The organism is Aequorivita marina (assembly GCF_031631895.2).
Taxonomy (GTDB): Bacteria; Bacteroidota; Bacteroidia; order Flavobacteriales; family Flavobacteriaceae; genus Aequorivita; species Aequorivita marina.
Genome location: NZ_JAVMBW020000002.1, coordinates 256,925 through 275,996 on the forward strand (window position 1 = coordinate 256,925; position 19,072 = coordinate 275,996).

General features: G+C 36.0%; 14 protein-coding genes. 5 read left to right on the forward strand and 9 right to left on the reverse strand.

Going from position 1 to position 19,072, the window contains the following annotated elements:
- Positions 1 to 355 precede the first annotated feature (355 nt).
- Positions 356 to 1,909, reverse strand: coding sequence for a DEAD/DEAH box helicase (locus QPK98_RS05150; RefSeq protein ID WP_310991989.1), 1,554 nt, complete (start codon positions 1,907 to 1,909; stop codon positions 356 to 358).
- A gap of 94 nt (positions 1,910 to 2,003) precedes the next feature.
- Positions 2,004 to 2,234 carry a VF530 family protein gene (locus QPK98_RS05155; RefSeq protein ID WP_310991990.1) on the reverse strand — a complete coding sequence of 77 codons (231 nt, stop codon included), beginning with the start codon at positions 2,232 to 2,234 and terminating at the stop codon, positions 2,004 to 2,006.
- Between the two features lie 357 nt (positions 2,235 to 2,591).
- Here QPK98_RS05155 and QPK98_RS05160 point away from each other — a divergent pair, with 357 nt between their 5' ends.
- Positions 2,592 to 2,852 carry a YtxH domain-containing protein gene (locus QPK98_RS05160; protein ID WP_310991991.1) on the forward strand — a complete coding sequence of 87 codons (261 nt, stop codon included), beginning with the start codon at positions 2,592 to 2,594 and terminating at the stop codon, positions 2,850 to 2,852.
- Positions 2,853 to 2,929: 77 nt separating this feature from the next.
- Here the strand turns inward: QPK98_RS05160 and QPK98_RS05165 are convergent, their stop codons facing one another.
- The 7 genes from QPK98_RS05165 to QPK98_RS05195 all read right to left on the reverse strand — a co-directional run bounded on the left by QPK98_RS05165 (position 2,930) and on the right by QPK98_RS05195 (position 14,801).
- Positions 2,930 to 3,376, reverse strand: a complete 447-nt coding sequence (locus QPK98_RS05165; RefSeq protein ID WP_310991992.1) for a cold-shock protein — start codon at positions 3,374 to 3,376, stop codon at positions 2,930 to 2,932.
- A gap of 404 nt (positions 3,377 to 3,780) precedes the next feature.
- A complete protein-coding gene (gene msrA / locus QPK98_RS05170) occupies positions 3,781 to 4,311 on the reverse strand; it encodes a peptide-methionine (S)-S-oxide reductase MsrA (protein ID WP_310991993.1) in 531 nt (176 codons plus the stop codon).
- 244 nt (positions 4,312 to 4,555) lie between these two features.
- Positions 4,556 to 6,820: a translocation and assembly module lipoprotein TamL gene (tamL, locus tag QPK98_RS05175; RefSeq protein ID WP_310991994.1), complete on the reverse strand. Its 2,265-nt coding sequence runs from the start codon at positions 6,818 to 6,820 to the stop codon at positions 4,556 to 4,558.
- Positions 6,821 to 6,881: 61 nt separating this feature from the next.
- Positions 6,882 to 11,990: a translocation/assembly module TamB domain-containing protein gene (locus QPK98_RS05180; RefSeq protein WP_310991995.1), complete on the reverse strand. Its 5,109-nt coding sequence runs from the start codon at positions 11,988 to 11,990 to the stop codon at positions 6,882 to 6,884.
- 369 nt (positions 11,991 to 12,359) lie between these two features.
- Positions 12,360 to 12,992: a hypothetical protein gene (locus QPK98_RS05185; protein WP_310991996.1), complete on the reverse strand. Its 633-nt coding sequence runs from the start codon at positions 12,990 to 12,992 to the stop codon at positions 12,360 to 12,362.
- 24 nt (positions 12,993 to 13,016) lie between these two features.
- Positions 13,017 to 13,520: a C39 family peptidase gene (locus tag QPK98_RS05190; RefSeq protein ID WP_310991997.1), complete on the reverse strand. Its 504-nt coding sequence runs from the start codon at positions 13,518 to 13,520 to the stop codon at positions 13,017 to 13,019.
- Between the two features lie 690 nt (positions 13,521 to 14,210).
- Entirely contained in the window at positions 14,211 to 14,801 is a 591-nt protein-coding gene (locus QPK98_RS05195) for a Crp/Fnr family transcriptional regulator (RefSeq protein ID WP_310991998.1), read from the reverse strand.
- Positions 14,802 to 14,968: 167 nt separating this feature from the next.
- Here QPK98_RS05195 and QPK98_RS05200 point away from each other — a divergent pair, with 167 nt between their 5' ends.
- From QPK98_RS05200 to QPK98_RS05215, 4 genes are all read left to right on the forward strand, one after another.
- Positions 14,969 to 15,382 (forward strand): Fur family transcriptional regulator, encoded by a 414-nt coding sequence (locus QPK98_RS05200; RefSeq protein WP_310992120.1) that lies wholly within the window; start codon positions 14,969 to 14,971, stop codon positions 15,380 to 15,382.
- 235 nt (positions 15,383 to 15,617) lie between these two features.
- The gene (locus tag QPK98_RS05205; RefSeq protein WP_310991999.1) at positions 15,618 to 17,585 is read left to right on the forward strand and encodes a heavy metal translocating P-type ATPase; all 1,968 of its coding nucleotides are present in this window, start codon (positions 15,618 to 15,620) and stop codon (positions 17,583 to 17,585) included.
- A gap of 323 nt (positions 17,586 to 17,908) precedes the next feature.
- On the forward strand, positions 17,909 to 18,652 hold the full coding sequence (locus QPK98_RS05210; RefSeq protein WP_310992000.1) for a YoaK family protein: 744 nt from the start codon (positions 17,909 to 17,911) through the stop codon (positions 18,650 to 18,652).
- A gap of 87 nt (positions 18,653 to 18,739) precedes the next feature.
- On the forward strand, positions 18,740 to 19,069 hold the full coding sequence (locus QPK98_RS05215; protein WP_310992001.1) for an ArsR/SmtB family transcription factor: 330 nt from the start codon (positions 18,740 to 18,742) through the stop codon (positions 19,067 to 19,069).
- Positions 19,070 to 19,072: the final 3 nt, after the last annotated feature.

Sequence of the window (19,072 nt, forward strand, 5' to 3'; positions counted from 1 at the left end):
CCGATTAAAAGAGTGAGAAAATTTGTTGGGTCAAAGGTAATAGGCAATTAGAATATTTTTATTTAATGACAGCATGCTATTATACTTAGCATCAAAATTTATCGATTAAAAAGTATGTTTAATCAATTTTATCTAGTTTTCAATCTATTAAAAAGCAAGTCTTACGTCTTATGTCTTTCAGCGCAGCGGTCTTATATCTTAGTCGGACACGACTAATAAACAATGAGCTTTTCACAAACTAGACACGCTAGCAGTTCAATGCCATTGTTAAACAGTCTTGTTTGTGCAAAACGTTAAAAGCTTAAATTGCTTCATGAGATTTTCTAGCCAACAACTAAACCTTTGAATTTCATGCTTAATCTTCCGGCGGGTGGCCGTGAATCTCTTCAAAAACAGTATCAAAATTATCGCGTAGGTAGCTTCGCAGTTTTAGGCGATAATCATTCTTTAACCACGTAATAAAGTTGTGCGTACTTTTGCTAATGCACTTGGAGTATTTGTCTATACGATGATCAATATCATCCCCAAGCATTTTTGCCAAGCCTAATGCGTCATAAACGTCTTCACTATTTTCAATACACATTTTGGCGTGCTGCTCAATAGAACGCTCTAAAACAACTTTGCTAGACTCTCCTTTATAGGTAGCGTCAATGTATGTTTTTTTAATGTCGAAATATACTTCTTTACTGTTTGCAAATTCGGCCCGAAGCTCCTCTGGCATTTCATATTTAAAATTGCTCTCCAACTCCTCATCACTCACCAAACGATCCATATAAAAATCTGGAGAGGTAAAAATTGCCTGCCAATCTAAATCGGCCTGCCAAGGGCCAAAACGCTGATAGTTATTTCCTAAATCGATTACCGAAAACCTCGATTTGTTATTTAATATACGCGAGCCACGCCCAATCATCTGAAAATACAACGTAAGCGAACGTGTTGCCCTATTCAGAATTATTGTGTCTATGGTAGGCTCATCAAAACCAGTTGTCAAAATACTTACCGATGTTAAGATAGCGTCAGGAGTTTCTCTAAACCAAGTTAAAATTTCCTTTCGCTGCTTCTTGGTTGCTGTATTATCCAAGTGCATTACTGGTAATCCTTCAGCTTTTAAATGAAAATAGACCTGTATAGATGTATTAATACCATTATTAAAAATAAGGGTTTTTTTACCCTTGGAATGGGTTAGGTAAGCCTGATATAATTGATCTAACATTCCTTCTGCAGAATACAGATCGTCAGAAGATTTTACCGTGTAATCGCCATTTGAGCCAATTTCCAAAGAAGTAAGCCCCATATTATACTGAAACACATCAATTTGGGCCAAAAACTCATTATCTATTAAGGACTGAATACTTTCACCAACTATAAGCTCGTCATAATTATCCTTCATAGGAAGGTTCCTGTTCGAGCTTAGCGGTGTTGCTGTAACGCCAAGAATAAACGACTTTTCAAAAAACTTGAATAGCTTGGTGAACGAGTTGTAATGTGCCTCATCAATAATAACCAGCCCAATATCCGAAATATCAAGCTTGTTATCGTTTAGTCGGTTATTCAGTGTTTCCACCATTGCAACAAAACAGCTGTATTTAGCTTGATCTGAAAGATTTGCAGTACTATTAACTACTTTGTTTATAACTCCAAAGCTGGTCAACATTTGTGAAGTTTGTTTACAAAGTTCAACACGATGCGTCATTACGAGCACCTTTTTATTGTGGTTTTTTAAATACTGACGAACTATTTCAGAAAAAATTACCGTTTTTCCGCCACCCGTAGGTAGTTGATATAGCAAATGATGATCATCGGGGGCAGTTTCAAATTTGTCAAAAATTTTGTCAATTGCTCCTTTTTGATAGCTATACAGCTCCTTATCAGTTTTCTTTTCTTGAATTGCGTCTTGAATATCACTCATTGAAATCCTCATTTATACAGTTTTGCAAAACTACGCCCTTTTGTAGGTCTTTAAAAAATAAATGAAGGATAATTCCGAAAGAATATCATAAAATTTATTTAGACTTGGTCTTTAAATATAATTGCTCCACTTTTTCACGTGCCCAAGGTGTCCTTCGAAGAAACTTAAGACTGGATTTAATAGAGGGATTGCTATTAAAAGAGTTGATTTTTATTTTTTCACCTAATGTTTCCCATCCGTAATGGGCCACTAGAAATTCTACTATATCAGCAAGTTTTACACCGTGTAAAGGATTATTTGGCTGTACATTGTTTTTATCGCTCATAAATGGTTTTTGATTTTCACTCCTTCGGAAGAGAGAAGAGGTGTGTCTAAAAGAATATACCGTGGATCAATTTTAATTTTTATTTAAATTCTAAATACTAGTTTGTAAAGATACACCGATACATACAAAATATACATTTTAGAAAAATTTGCTTTCTGGTGGTTTTACCATATTATCTCTAACTTTAAATCTTTAGCATTAACGAAAAATAGCGCTTAATAGCCTTGATATTAGCAAAAACATTATGAATACATTTGTAAATATCAATCTTTTGTATTAAATAAATATTAAAGTCAGTTTTTAATTATAGGAGCAGTACCCAAAGCCGTATCTTCGTTTAAACTAAAAAAAAACAACATGAACAATAACAAGAAAGGATTATTAGCAATGCTAGGTGTTGCAGCTGGTGCTGGGGCGCTTGCATTTTGGAAGTACAAGAAAATGTCTCCTGAAGAAAAGCAAAGACTTAAGGATAAAGCAAATGAAACAGGAAGTAAAATAAAAGAAAAAGCTGGAGAAGTGCAGGATACTATCTCAGAAAAATACGACCAGCTTAAGAATACCGCTAAGAAAGAGTCTAAAGATTTAAAGGAGGAAGCTAACGATATTATCAGCTAAATTTTGCTGAAAAACAGAACAAAAAAAATCCCGTTAAAAACGGGATTTTTTATTTAAGAATATATTGAAATGCAGGTTTAAATTTTAGTAACCTTTACTGCATTCATTCCGCGTTGTCCTTTTTCAAGTTCAAAGGAAACATTGTCGTTTTCTGTTATCTCGTCAATAAACCCACTTACGTGTGTGAAATATTTTTCGTTGTTCTCATCATCAATAATAAACCCGAAACCTTTTGACGAATCATAAAAGGAAACTTTTCCTTTTCGTACGGGATCGAACTCTTCGCGTTCCCCCTCCTCTTTCGGTGGAATACCAAGAACGATATCCTCGGCTTCAATTTCTGGTTTTAAAGAAGGATCTGGTGGTGTATCTGTTAGATTCCCGTTATGATCTACATATACGAAATCAATACCTGAAGATTTTTCGGCCTTACGAGCTTCTTTCTTCTTTTGCTTCTCCTCTTTTTTCTTCTGTTTAGCTTTCTCTTTTTCTTTTTTACTGTACGTCTGTTGCGATTTTGCCATTTTGATTTTTAGATAAAAAAAGCCATCCACGTTGAGCAGATGACCTTTTTCTTAGTTATATATTACTATTAGTTTTATTGGTTTACCTTAGGGGGTTTTAATCTTCCTCTGCCCTTAAGGCTCAAATATACATTAATTTCCATATTTAACAACATAAAATTAGGTTAAATCAATATTAATTATTCTTGCAAACCCGCTAGGTGAAATTTGTAGTTTTGACTGAATGACACACGTTTATAGTGATATCAGAGATAAATAAACATTAAAATGTTAGCCTGTCTCGCTAGCTAACAAGATTCGAAGATTTATTTTAACTGAACTTCGCTTTGGCTCAGCTTTAACCAAAATGAGCGTGAATTATTAATGCTATAGAAAAAAGCCTTTATTCATAAATAGATTTACATCTATTTCAACTTATCTGCATGCATTTGTCTAAGTCTGGCAAGTTTGGGCGAAATAACGGCAGTACAATAGCCTTGCGTTTTGTTATTGGTGTAATAATCTTGATGGTTGGCTTCTGCCGGATGAAATTTTTCCAATGCACTTATTTCGGTTACAATTGGGTTTTCATAATAGGGTTTCATTTCATTAATAACGGCTTCGGCAACTTGTTTTTGCTGTTCATTATGATAAAAAACAACTGAACGGTATTGCGTTCCTTGGTCTGCACCTTGACGGTTTAAGGTAGTTGGGTCGTGGCTAGTCATAAAAATAATGAGTAAATCTTCAAAAGAAACCACGTCTGGGTTAAAAGAAACTTGAATTACTTCGGCATGACCAGTTAGTCCACTACAGACTTCACGATATGTTGGTATTCCTGGCACTGATCCTCCAGAATATCCAGACACTACTTTTTCAACCCCTTTTACTTGATCAAAAACTGCTTCCGTACACCAAAAGCAACCCCCACCAATAGTCATTTTATCTAATTTCATATTGTTTATTGTTTTTATATCCAAAAATCTTCAAAGTTAATCACTGGCAATTTTAAGCTGTATAAAGTATTGTTAAAGCTATAGATAAACCATCTTCAAAAAGGTATCCAAACCTAAAACTTTGGATATTGAGTAAGCGAGAATCTACTCCCTTTAATCAGTTTTCAGTGTAGGGTTATCACAATAGCGAGGAGCGTGCCCATCACTTTCGCTGTTAAGTATTTTTAAATAGAGCAGGTTTAACTTAAAATGGATACCCAATTCCGAAATTGAAAACCGTCTCATTAACGTCAAATTTATAGGTCTTCGATTTTGAAGGGTCGTGAAATGGCGCTGCAAAGTCAAAACGAAGTACAAAGCCCTGCACATCTACACGAAGCCCAACACCGGCACCCATTCCCAATTCATTTATAAAATTAGAAGTAAACTTATCTTTTCCTTCAAAAGCTTCATTGGGTTTTGAATTCCAAATATTACCGGCATCTACAAAAACTGCTCCTTTAAAATAGGAAAAAATAGGAAATCGATATTCAATGTTAGCTTCTAAACGAATATTCCCTGTTAAATCAAAATAATCACTTTGTCTATTATCTTCATCGCTGTAGGTTCCTGGGCCCAAAGAACGTATTCTAAAGGCTCTCACACTATAGGGACCACCTGAATAATATTGTTTTATATAGGGCATAACTTCCGAGTTTCCGTACGGATGTCCATAACCTCCAAAAAGTCGTGTAGCAATAACTTGTTCTTTCCCAAAGTTAAAATGATACCTAAGATCTACATCTGCTTTGGCGTATTGGGCATACTCTAAACCCAAAAACTTCTTTTTGCCCATATCATCTTCCTTTCCAAATAGACTGATACTATTCCCAGCAACGTCTAATGTGGAATTTATATAAAACTGGTGTTTACTTTTTGTATCTACCATTCCGTTGTAGGTATAGGAATAGTTGAGCCCTGAAATAAACTTTTGCTCAAAGCTGCGTTTTAAGAACGGATTCTGTTGCAAGATAGAGTCAAACTCCTTTGTGGTGTTTGACAGTTTAGTATAATTGATGGAAATAGGAATAACCTCATGGGTAACATACTTATTTGCCTGCCAGATATATCCAAACTGCGCGGTACCTGAAAGCAAGGCATACAATTTGGTTCGCGCTAAATAATCTATGCTTATACTGGTCTTGGTTTTGGGGATTGCATATTTAAAAAAGTCATTGTCTATTTTTATTGGAAAAATAACACGCGGAAAAATAAGTTCATTTTTAAGCCCTAGTTCAATACTGGATTTCCCGCTATTTCCGCCACCACCTGCTTGAAATTCATAGCCAAATTTAGCCGTTGTATTTAAAGTTTCGCCGCCTTGAAATAAGTTGCGATTGCTGTAAGTGAGCGCAATTCCCGGGCCCGCAAAGTTATTTGATTTTGATACTGCTTGCAGTTCGGCACGTAGGGATCGCTTGTTTAATGGAGAAAGATATATGTTAGCCTCCAAAATCCCTAAACTGTCAGTGAGCAACGAATCTTTTTCGGTGTATTGAATATTTACAAATTTGTAGGAACCAATCGAGGAAAGCCGTCTTGCCGAATTTTTAGAGGTCTGCGGATTATAGTACTGTCCTTCTTCTAAGGTAATAAATGGATCTAAATATTTGGGCTTGAAAAAATTCTCACTGTTGATAAAGTTTTTTTGGTTAAACCGGGAAACATCATTTACCGTTGAATCTTGGACATCATAATTTGCATAAACATTCACCTTGGAAATTTTATAGGGAACAATAGATTTTTTCGGCGTTTCCTTTTTTAATCGAAGAAATAAATCAAATCGTTTTTTGTTATATTGATTCGTATCTGCTTCAAAAATAAGAAAACCAGAATTAAAGTTGTAATAGCCTTTTTGCTTTAAGTCGCTGTCTATTCGCTCGCGTTCCATCTTCATATTGGCAAGATCAAAGCGCATTCCTTTTGATAGTTCCGATTCTTTAACGCTGTTTTTAACTTCTGGATGTATGGGTTGCGGCAAACTATCTAACTGATACCCTACCATTGTATATGGTGAACTTGCCTTAACAACGTATTTAGCAGCGGCTTCTTTTTCTTTTTCCTCAAATTCTGAAATAGCTTCACTGTAGAAAAAACCTCTATTTTCCATTCTATTTATCAATATCTCTTCTACATCGTAAAGGTTTACGTCACTTTGATAAACGGGCTGTTCTCCTAATTGTTTATAAAGAAACTTATTGATAAAGCCTGGATGCTCTTTCTGCATTTTGTAGTAATAATAAAGCCCTAAGCGCATACCAAGAATTTTCTTGTTGGGCTTTGGCCGCAAAGCTTCCTCGAGAACAGATTTTAACCCATCACTATTATTAATTACAGAATCAGATTCAATTTCAACACGAGCTCCTGTATAAAGTCGCTCCCCTTTTGGGATGTACTTCACTACGGAGCAGGATTGCAGCACCAAGGCAATTGCAATTAAAACGAGCCCTATTTTATATGTAAATTTCACTTGAATAAATATTGCTTTATATTTTTGAAATCAGTACTAGCACTTGTTTCAAAATTGATGTTTAGTCTTCTGATTCATTTTTGAATTCTACGGTATCTTCTTTTTTCACCTTTTCCATTTGCTCCCGTTTATATTCCGCCTCCTGCTCTTCTTTTTGTCTTTTCAATTTTTCTTCCGAAGCTTTTCGAGCTTCTTTTTCAGCTTTAGTTTCTCCCCGAAGAATAGCTTGCCATAACTCATCAAATTTGTTGAATTCCTGGGTAAATATCAAGGCAATTCCGCTTACAATAGTCTGCCCATCAATAACATTTTCAAACTCGTTCCTTCTAAAACCCTTTAACCTATAACGACCATTTGAGGTAAGTAAATATTCTAAGCTCACGTTTCCAATTAGCGGGGTTGGTTCATTGTTAGGGCTACTTCCTTGCAGATCAACCTCACTACCTACGCGCACTATCAGACGGTCGTTAAACAACTTCTTTTGGGCAGCAATATCAAGTTGCGTGCGTTCTTGGGGCGTTTCTCCTTGATAATCAGTGTAACTATCAAGGCCAAAATCTAACTCTACGCCAGTATTGCCCAATAGTTTGTCTGAAAATGTGTTCAGTTGGTCTGAAAGGGCATCGTTAAGGTTATCGCGCGCTACTGTCGCAAAACCACCGCGGCTTCCGTCACTGCCGGGTTCAGGATAAAATCGATTTAAAACCAAAAGTGAAAAAACTTGTCTGTTTAACTCTCCCTCTTGTTGATTTACTTGTTGTAACCTGCCATAAACTTGTCCGCCAATAGCACCTTGCTCATCTTTTGGCATATCCAAATCAAAAGAGATTACCGGTTGGGTAAGCTCTCCATCTACATTTAAATACACATAAAAGGGTAAAACTTGTCTGTATTTGCTCTTTACCGAAGGATCTGACCCAGAACTAACTGGTGCCATTAATGCCGAAGCCGAAGCTTCAACCTTATACTGGGCTTTTACGTCTAATTCTGCATCAAAAGGATCTCCAGACCAACTTACTCTACTACCCTTGGCCAAATCAAACTTACGACTAACTAAATTGTAGAGGTTCATCTCGTAATGACCGCCGGCAATGTCATAGACTCCACTTAGGTTCATTTGACCGTTGGGGTTTATGGTAAAATCAAATTCTCCATCTCCAAACACCTTAAAATTGTCGCCGGTTTCCTGATCTAATATAACAGTGATCTTTGCATTTTCTCCTATTTTCAGAAAAGCATCTACATCAATTCCAGACAAAGTTTCGCTTTTTTCCGTAGTTTTTGTTAAAATTGATTCCGGGTTTTCCCGATTAACAAAAATAACCACTCCATCTCTTTCTTCTATGGATACTGAAGAGGAGGGTAAAACGTAGGTTACATCTGTATCATCATTTACAGTTATTCTCGTATCTAATTTTGGAATTTGAAGATCGCCAGTCAACTTGGCATCGGCATCAAATGAGGCTTTGCCGTAAAGCATATCATTATCTTCTTTAGTTGCGTTGAGTACCTGAAAGTTTTCTGCATTTACATTTATATCAAAAGTCGGATTTACAAAACTTTCGGTACCCACTTGTCCTGTTAAGACCAGTTTGTTTTTATTTTCGTCTCTAACCGTAAACCCGTCCATATACAAGCCCTTATTGTCAATTTTCAGGGTTTCATTTGTCAATGTAAAAGGAGCATTTAATTTTGTAACCGTAAATTCTGCATCGTTAAAATCTAAGCTTCCTTTGTATTTTGGGCTTGACGGACTACCGGTAACATTGAATTCACCAGAAAAACTACCATCTGTATCCTTTATTTCACCAAAGGAAAAACCTTGTAAGGCATGCATCTTAAATTCATTAATATCGAGGTTTAAATCAATTTTGGCTTTAGTTTCCGAGGCAATATAATCGCCAGTTACATCCAAATCTACCTCCCCTTCTTTTAAAGCTAAATTAAAATCATAGCTATTGCCGCCTAAAGATTCAGCATCAACACTTAAAGTTCCTAAATCTACATCTAACAAAATAAACTCTTGAATAGAAAGATCTGCCAACAGTCCTGAATTACCATAAGGCTCTACGACAACCAAGTTTCCGTTTAAATCGCCTTTTGCCAATTCCTCTTCGGGGTTTAAATAGTTTAAAATTTCCTTCAGCTTAAAGTTCTTAAACTCAAAAGCAAAGTTATTTTTTGACACCTCGGGCAATTTATCTGTAATTTCTACCGATTCATTGTTTCGCGTAAACCTAAAATCATTAAAAATAAGCTTGTGCTTTGAAATCAACACTTCGTTATTCTCTGGTGTTTCCCACGCATTTCTATTTAAGATTAAATCTTCTGGCATTACATGAAATCGAAGTTCTTCTGAAGTACCCGTAATTTGTGATTGAATATTAATTAAGGTACTATCCTTGTAAACCGAGTTGAAGTTTAAGCTCAACTCATTGTTCTTTTGGCTGCCCGTTATTTTTGTTCTAGGAATATGTAAAGGACCGCCCTCTATATTCTTAAAGCCTAAATCGAAAACAAACTGTTCTTTATCAGTATCCATCGTAAAAGCAAGACTATCAAGCTTGTTTCCGCCATAGTTGATATGTGGTGCCTGAATATCGGCTTTGAACTTTCGAGCTGCCTCATTAAAATTTACTGCAATTTTAACAGTATCTAGCTTTTTAACATTTACTAAAAACACATCATTAAGAACAGGTGCCTCTACAATTTTGCCTTTAATAAATAGTTTAACGGGATTCTGAAGCGTATCTGAAAATTCTGTTTTTCTTGAGAAATAACTAGAAATATGACGCTGAATGGAAGTTGCAAAAGTTTCAGGATCACTATTACTTTCTAAACTCAGCTCAATCATCTTATTGTCCAACCAAATGGAAGTAGTATCGCTTCTTACATGTGCTGTTGCAAATACATCGCCCAGTAAATACGTTTTGTCGTCACTAACCACTACGCCATCACCAATGGTTGAAATAACATCAAAGCCTTCTTTTCCCGCTTCAAAATCGGCATCGAGTTTAAAAGCAGTTCGCACATCGCGCTCCATTAACCCTAAACCTTGTAGATTGGCGCCAATAATATTGAGGTGCGCACTAGCCTGGGTCATTACGGAGTCTAAAGCCACATCTACCCCAAGATCTAAATTTATGTTCTTGTCTTGATATTTTGAAGTGATGTCTCCTACTCCATTTTTAATGTTTCCGTTAATTACTAAATCTTCAATTGCGTAACCATCAAATTGAAAACTAGAAATGTTAGCATCTAAAACTGCATCTAAACTATTGATGTCGCTGCCCGAACCATTGGTTTTTATGTTAAGGCTAAGTGTTCCGAGCTGATCATTTTTAAGAAGTTCGTTTAGTTTATACGCTTTCACTTCAAGGTCGGCGTCAAAAGATATCTGGGTGTCATTTTTAAAGTGTCCGTCAATAGTAGCGATACCTTGCGAAGTATTTAATTGAGCCTTTGCCTCCACATTTTCAAGGTTGCCTTCGGCATCTCCAGTTAATGAAACATCTTCGGGCAAACTCACGCCCAGATCAGCTTCACTTACAAATTGAATAAGGTCGCTTCTTTTAGTGTCTGCTGAAAAATTTGGAATATCAAATTTTAAGTTGTCGGGATCTGTGGCGTTTTCAATATAGCCACTGGCATAAATATTTGTACTATTTCCCCAGGCAACATTTAAAGCAGGTATTTGAATTGCCGACAGATATCCTGAAGCATTCATATTTCCGGTTAGGTGTTTTTTGCTAAGCGTGTTTAAATATTCATTCTCCTTAAGCGTTGGTTGAAACCGATAAACATCATTTAAATCGGCCTGAAAGGACGGAACGTTTAATTCAAATTTTGACTTTTCTGGTGTTTCAATCAAGGTGGCAAGACTTGGATAATCAAAACGTACTTTCCCCTTTAACTTATTACTGTTAAGCGCGAGGTTTAAATTAGTTATTTGAATAGCTTTATCCGTTACATTTAGGTTTAAAGCCAAATCTTTTAGATTTAAGCCTGATGCTTCTTTAAAAGTTAGGCTACCTAGCTGTAAGCCTGCTTTTTTATCCTTTAGATAAATTGAATTAGCCTTTAATTTTAAATCTTGAAGAACAATGGCATTGGCGTTAAATTCATTTGGTCTCACTTTAGCCTTATCTGAAAAATAACTAATTTTATTTCCTTCAAGATCGATATCTGAAACGGAGACCTTAAAATCAGGCCACTCAAATTTTTCGGTATCATCTCCTGGTGCCACCGCTTCTTTTGGCTCGGTATTGGTTTCAGTTTTTAAATTTACAATTGAATTCTTCAACCTTAGATCACCTATTGCAATATCATTGTTGGTAAGATCTGCTTTTTCAAGTTCAATAAAGAAATCTGAAATCTCCAAATTTGCTGCAATCCCATCACTAGAAGATTGATAATCAACAAAAACATTATTAAAACTTAGCGCATCGAGTTCCAAAAACGGTAAAGGCGAATCTTCAGAAGGCGTTGGCGGTACGGGAGATTGAATATATTTTATATGAGTATTTGCAATTGATGCCGCCGAAGCCCGGAAATCCATGTTTTCCAGGTCTGTTTTCTTCATTTCAAGGTCTAACGCTCCAATTTTAAATTGACTGTCTATCCCTAGCACGGCATCGTCAAAAACAATATTGAAATCTTTTAGGTTAATATCGCCCAAGATAATATCCATGGGTTCCGAAATAGTATCAGCGGCAACTTGTGTTGTATCTGGAGTAGAAAAGGCATCAATGAGAAACTGAAAATTATATCCGTTCAGAGAATCTTTTCGAATAACATTTGCGCGCAAACCTTCCCAATTTAGATTATCAACACCTATACCCTTGCCGCGAATAATTGGTAAAATAGGTACATCTGCTTCAAAGGATTTTGAATAGACTAAAGTATCACCCTTTTTATCTTCCAAATACAAACCATTTAGCATGATATTACCGTCAAAAGTTATAAAGAGCTTATCTATCTCAACTTTGGTATGGGTTTTTCCAGAAACATATTTAACGGCACGCTGCACAATAATGTCCTGGCCCCATGGGCTGCGAACAAAAAGGACTAACAGGAAAAACAGGACTATAAAAACCGCGATAATTCTAGCTGCGATTCGTAAAAACCTGTACTTTCTGGGCTTATTTTTCTTTTTTTCTTTCTTTTCCAAGGCAAATTTTGGTAGACCTCAAATGTAAGGAAATTACATAGTAATATACTGTAAAGTAGTTTTAAATGGTCGGTTTGTTGGCTAAAATGAAGTTAAATATTTCCAAAATCATAAACGTCTAAAGCTATGATACTTAATAGGGTTTTAGTATAGATTCAACAACGCTATTTCCAACACTCACTTCAAAGTTAAGCGCATTACCCTATTCTTGTTCTTTTTGAGGATTATTCAATCTCCAAAATTGATATGTCCAAAAATAAAAATAAGCAAACCATTTTGTAATCCTATGACAGTATTAGATCTGATTAAAAAAAAATTCTCTTGAACATTACGTCAAGAGAATTTTAAAAACCGATTCTGAAACTTTTATTAGTTTACCAATTTTCCTTTTTTAATCAATTCACCATATTTTTCTTGAAACTCTTTAGCATCGGCTTTCAATTTTTGTAAAAGTACCTTAGCTTCTATTCCCTGGCTCAGACTGTGATTATTATAAGAAGTGTAAACCTTATCACCTGCCGAATATACAAGCGTGTTCAAGTTGGGAACATAAATAATGACAAGGTCCTTAAAGTTGTTTTCACTAGCCTCTGAGGGAAGCAAATTCAAGTTGTTTTGATAATTTTGATTTATTAATTCAGTTGGTTTATATGTACCTTTTTCTTTCTGCGTTATACTAATAGTTGTTACCACCTGGTTGTCAATAGTAAGTGGAACAACAAATTTTTGAACAGACGAAAGCAATTGCTCCAATTCTTGGCCGTCGTAATCAAGTAATTTATTAAAGTCTATTTCTTTATACGGAACTCCAGTTTTTCCTTCAGATTTTTTAACATCTGAAACTTTTACTCCGAAATTGAAATTGTCTCCTGCTTTTATCAAAAGTTCTGTAAGATCAGATTTTCCCTTTTCTATTGCCTTTTGCATGTTGTTTTCTTGTGCATTCATAAAGCATGTAACAAAAATGGCTAGTATGGATAAATATTTAATTGAATTTTTCATGATTAGTTACTTTAAAGTTACAAATTATTTCTTGGTGATATCGTACCATGTTTTCCAATGGGTAGCCGTTCCTGATGGATCTGCATATTCTTCGTAGGTAATCATGCGCTCCTGCCCCGCACACGGAGCCCAAGGATCGTTGAGAACAACATAGTTGGTGCCTGAAACGGTTATATAGCCCTTAACAACAACCACATGCCCTACTACACCACTGGTTCCGTAAGCATAACCCATTACATTTTTACTACAATAAATATTTTTCTTGAGCTTAGACCAGCTTATGCCAGTTTCAGATTCCTCAAACTTAAGTCCTACATAATCTAGATCTGGCCATCCCGGTGAGTTACAATCATTAGTTTTTGGACAACTTTCGTCAGTAATTTCAAAATCACAACAATTTGTTTTACCGAAACGATGGTTTGCTAGATCGCATTGTGTTACACTTATACCTTCATTTTGGGCAACCATCTGTGTTACTGCTGCCCAACACCAGTTGTTTGTTTCCTGTGGGCGCAGTGTGTTGTTCACGCTCCCTATTACATTACTTGGTGTACAACAGCCTTGCAAAATGATAAGAAACAAAATAGAGCTTACAATACTTAAAATTTTTGTTTTCATAATATAGTTAGATTAATGTTAGCAACACAAACCTATCAACACATAAAACACTGACCATCAACAAAAACCCCTTTCTTTCCAGTGTTTTTCCTATTTTATTATGTGAAAATATGGTCTGTGGAGGTATAATGCTTTTAAGCACACTAAAAACCAATTCTGTCCTAAATATTTAACCTGTTCATTTTTTTACTCACTCTTTTAAATAATAAAATTGGAGTTCGTGAATCTATGATTTCATTGATGATTCCGATAGCTATCGGAACGAACCAAAAACCCCGTACAGCTGTCGGGGCTAGGCTTACGAAATTTTCTCTAAATTTTGGATAGGCCAAAAAACAGGAATTCTTAATTACAGACCCTCAAGCTTCACATCATCTCTAAAACCCCACTAAACAAAGGCTTTCAAGGGTTGCCTTATGAACGTTTAGAACGCTATTGACTAAAAACAATTGAATTATAAATACAAAGTTGATTAATTTTCATAGATAAATAGGAGAGCTTAATTCTTTGGAATAAACTCTTTCAGAAGTTATTTTCTAGCACCTCCCATTTTCAACAAAGGGTAAGAATTATATTAAAGAAAACGAATGTCTTTCAAGTTTAGCTGAAATTCTTATTAGCCAACTCCTTGCGAACTCGGCTTAAACTTTCTGGAGTAATTCCCAAATAAGAAGCAATCATCCATTGTGGCACCCGTAAAAGAAGGTCGGGATACAACTCAATAAAATTTAAGTAACGAGTTTCAGCAGATGCCCCCAACAACAAGTTTATCCGCTGTTGCATTTGAAGGATGTGCTTGTGCAGCAACCTGTCGTTAAATTGGCTAAACTTTGGATAAAGCGCACTTACTTGGCTGAAAAAATCGTCATTTAATAATACAACTTTACTATCTTCAATTGCTTCAATATAACTTTTGGAAGTTTCGCTAAAATATACGCTGCTTCTATCAACAATAAACCAGCTTTCAGGAGCAAATTGAATGATATGCTCCTTGCCATCTTCGGCAAGCATGTAAGAACGCAACAAGCCTTTTTCTACAAAAAATGAATGCCTACACGGAGCACCTTTCTCTAAAAGAACAGCCCCACTTTTAAACTCTTTTTTCTCAAGGGCATCATAGCGTTTATTTGCCTCTTCAATAGAAACACCGGCATTTGACACTAAATATGACTTAAAACTAGCTTCAATCATTTTTAAATGAACTTGGATATCTAACTACTTATTTTCATCTAATTACAATATTACCGATTTCTTGCTGATTAATACCCTGTTTCCTTTTAGATAAAACCAATTAAAAATATTATATTTATCACTCTTCAGCATAAAAACATGCAATGAAAAGTATTGAAAGAAAAACCATGTTGCAAATAGAACCCTTACTCCAAAAAAGAAATGTTAGGCCCACCGCCATGCGCAAGCTTGTATATCAATTTTTATTAGAACACGATGCCGCGAAAGCCTTGACAGATGTAGAAAACCACTTTGCAAAATCTGACAGGACAACGCTTTACAGAACTTTAAAAACCTTTGAAGAAAAAGGAATTGTCCATCAGATTGATGACGGTACGGGCACCAAAAAATATGCTTTATGCGAAGAAGACTGCAATTGCGAAATGGAAAGAGATCTACACCTCCACTTCTATTGCAATCAATGCGATGAAACCATTTGCCTTACCGATCATAAAATACCCCAAATCAATCTTCCCGAAGGTTTTACTGCCGAAGATGCCAATCTGGTAGTTAAAGGCCTGTGCGACAAATGCGTGGAATAATGCACTTCTGTTGCACGTACATTTTAAATACCTTGCACTTTATAAAAATTCCGCTATGACTGAAGCTTAAAACGAATCTTAGAATCTTGATACTTTAAGAAAGAGAAAGCGCATTGGAAATTGCTCCTAAACTTTTAATAGAAGTTAGCATTCCTAGAGATGAAGCACTCAAAAAATGGAATCAATACCACCGAAGATTAGTTTTTAGATTAAAGCGGATGATTAAAAAAATACAATGACAAAAGAAGAAGTAAGTCTTGGCAATTTAAATGCTGAGGATAGCTGTTGTAATACTAGCAGTTGCTGTGGCACGGATACTGATAACAGCATTAAAAGTACAAAATCCAAATTTAAAATATATCTACCTGCAATTATCAGTTTCGCTATGCTGGTAGCTGGAATTGCAATGGATTATTTTAAAACTAATTTCTTTCAAGACGGATTTCGGTTAGCTTGGTATATAATCGCATATATTCCTGTAGGTTATCCGGTGATAAAACAAAGTTGGAATAATATTATAAAAGGCGATGTTTTTACGGAGTTTTTTCTAATGACAATTGCTACCGTGGGAGCATTTGCCATTGGTCATTACGAAGAAGGCGTAACGGTTATGCTATTTTACACCGTTGGTGAGTTATTTCAACATTCAGCAGTTAAAAAAGCACGAGGCAATATTAAAGCTTTATTGGATGTTCGTCCAAATAATGCCAAGGTATTTCGCGATAATAAATTCGTTGTAACTGACCCCGAAGATGTGGCGGTAGGAGAACGGATTCAAGTGCGCGTAGGGGAAAAAATTCCATTGGATGGCGAATTGCTTTCCAACAAAGCTTCATTAAATACAGCAGCCCTTACCGGGGAAAGTAAACCCGATACAGTTAGAAGAGGCTCTCCTGTTTTTGCTGGTAGTATAAACCTTGAAGAAGTAATTGAAGTAAAAACAACTAAAGTATTTACAGACAGTTCTATATCTAGAATATTACACTTGGTTGAAAATGCTACCAAAAGAAAATCAAAGACTGAGCTTTTCATTCGAAAGTTCGCCAGGGTTTATACCCCGATTGTAGTTTTTCTCGCCATTAGCGTTACCCTACTGCCCTACTTTTTTGTAGCTGAATACGTATTCCAAGATTGGCTGTATAGAGCTTTAATATTTCTGGTAATTTCCTGCCCTTGTGCCTTAGTAATTTCTATTCCATTGGGATATTTCGGTGGTCTTGGAGCTGCCTCGCGGAACGGAATTCTCTTTAAAGGAGCTTCCTTTCTTGACGCCATCACCAAAGTTAATACGATTGTTATGGACAAAACCGGAACTCTAACGAAAGGAGTTTTTAAAATTAAAGAGATTAAAACCTATGCTATTTCAGAAAAAGAAATGATGCAATACCTCATGGCATTGGAAGCCCAATCTACACATCCAATTGCACGAGCCATCATGGAATATCAAATTGATGAAGCTCCTTATCAAGCATCTGAAGTTAGCGAAATTGCGGGAAAAGGCTTAAAAGGAAGCATAAAAGGTAAAACAGTATTGGCCGGAAACAAATCTTTAATGACTGCAAATGGCATCGTAACTCCCAGTGAAACTGAAGCAATAGTTGAATCTATTGTGATGCTAGCGATAGACGGAGTTTTTAAAGGCTTTGTAGTTATTGCCGACGAATTAAAGGACGATGCTCATCATGCGGTTGAAGCGCTTCGGAAAACAGGAATAAACAATATTGTTATGCTTTCTGGTGATAAAGCTTCTATTACCGAACAAGTAGGCGCCCAATTAAACCTAGATAAGGCGATAGGTGGTCTTTTACCCGAAGACAAATTAAATGAAGTTGAAAAGTTAAAAAGTGGTTCGAACACGAAAGTCGCTTTTGTTGGAGACGGAATAAACGATGCTCCTGTTATAGCTGCCAGTGATGTCGGCATGGCTATGGGCGGCTTAGGAAGTGATGTTGCCATTGAAACTGCCGATGTGATTATCCAAACAGACCATCCCTCTAAAGTTTCACGTGCCATAAAAATTGGCCGTTCTACTAGGCGTATCGTTTGGCAGAATATAGCCTTGGCTTTTGGGATAAAATTGGCTGTTCTTATTTTAGGTGCAGGCGGAATTGCAACCATGTGGGAAGCCGTTTTTGCAGATGTTGGAGTTGCATTTTTGGCAATCCTGAACGCAATCAGGCTCCAGCGAATGGAGTGGACTTAGTGTGTTGTTAAAAGATATTTAATTCAGAATCATGACTTATTGAAGCTATGATAAAACTATGGCAACACTTGGAAGTCACAGGAATCAGAACTAAACAATAATTTGCTAGACTGACACCTGTGTTAATGCTACCTATAGATTTTAAGTTTTACTTCTGATGTTTCGAAAAGCAAGATAATAGCATGGAAAATGAATAAGCTTGTTCGCTACATCATATTGTTACCTTAGTATGGGTTCTTCTTCATTCGCAAAAGCTTAAATTTGCATATTCTAGGCATCCAGAAAGGTTGTAAGCATTCCTACAAAAAGTAAATAGTCATAAAATGTTTAGGCATCAAGGCAAAAGCCGGACATTAAAGCACAATCTGCAAATTGCGACGGTCCTATCTTTTGTGGCCGGATTGGTAAACGTCACTGGGTTTTTAGCCATTCAACAACTTACCACCAATGTAACGGGTCATTTTGCGCAGTTTATGTTTGATGTTGAGCAATTTGAGTTTTGGAAAGGCACCGTGTATTTGGTTTATATCATATCCTTTCTTTTGGGTTCCTTTTCCTCCAGTTTTATTATTGAAAAATTTCGGGAAAGTAAAAAAATGAATGTTTTTGCCATTCCTACCATAGCAGAAGCTGTAATATTAATGGGTGCGGCAACTATGGCACAACTTACCCAAATGCAATACCCAAACGCACTAGCCTGCCTATTACTGTTTGCTATGGGCATGCAAAACTCTTTTGTGACCAAAATATCTGATGAAATTGTTCGAACTACCCACTTAACTGGACTTTTCACTGATTTGGGTATTGAAATCAGTCATTTGTTTTTTCCAAATTCATATCCCGATAAAAAGGAGAATAAAGCTAAAATCAAACTAAGAGGGTTTATAATTTCCTTCTTCTTTTTGGGCGGAATAGTAGGAGGATTCTGCTATGCCAGCCTAAAATTAGAAATTAACACCTTGATTATAGGAGCTTTAGTGCTGTTGCTTAGTCTATTTTATGATGACCTAAGGTTCAGCCTTATTAAAAAGGCCAGAAAGCGTAAATTCAGAAACGCTAAACAATAAAATATTTGACGCTAACCAAAAAAGTGATGTTTTTCTTTCTCAAGAAATTGATTAATCGTAATATTGCAATACAACAATCAACAGGAAATGGGATTAGCCAAAACAGAAATATTTAGCGATACACAAAACGAAATAGCAGTACTTGCAAAAGTATTAGGCCACCCGGCCAGAGTAGCAATTTTACAACATTTGTTTAAAATAAACTCATGTGTTTGTGGCGATTTAGTAAATGAAATTGGTCTTGCCCAAGCTACTATTTCACAACATCTAAAGGAGTTAAAGCGCTTAGGGCTTATAAAAGGAGATATTTCTGGTACAAGCGTCTGCTATTGTATTGACAAAACAAATTGGAGGAAAATGAAGCAGGTGCTCTTTCAATTTTTAGATCAGGATACTATAGAACAGGATTGTTGCTAAAAA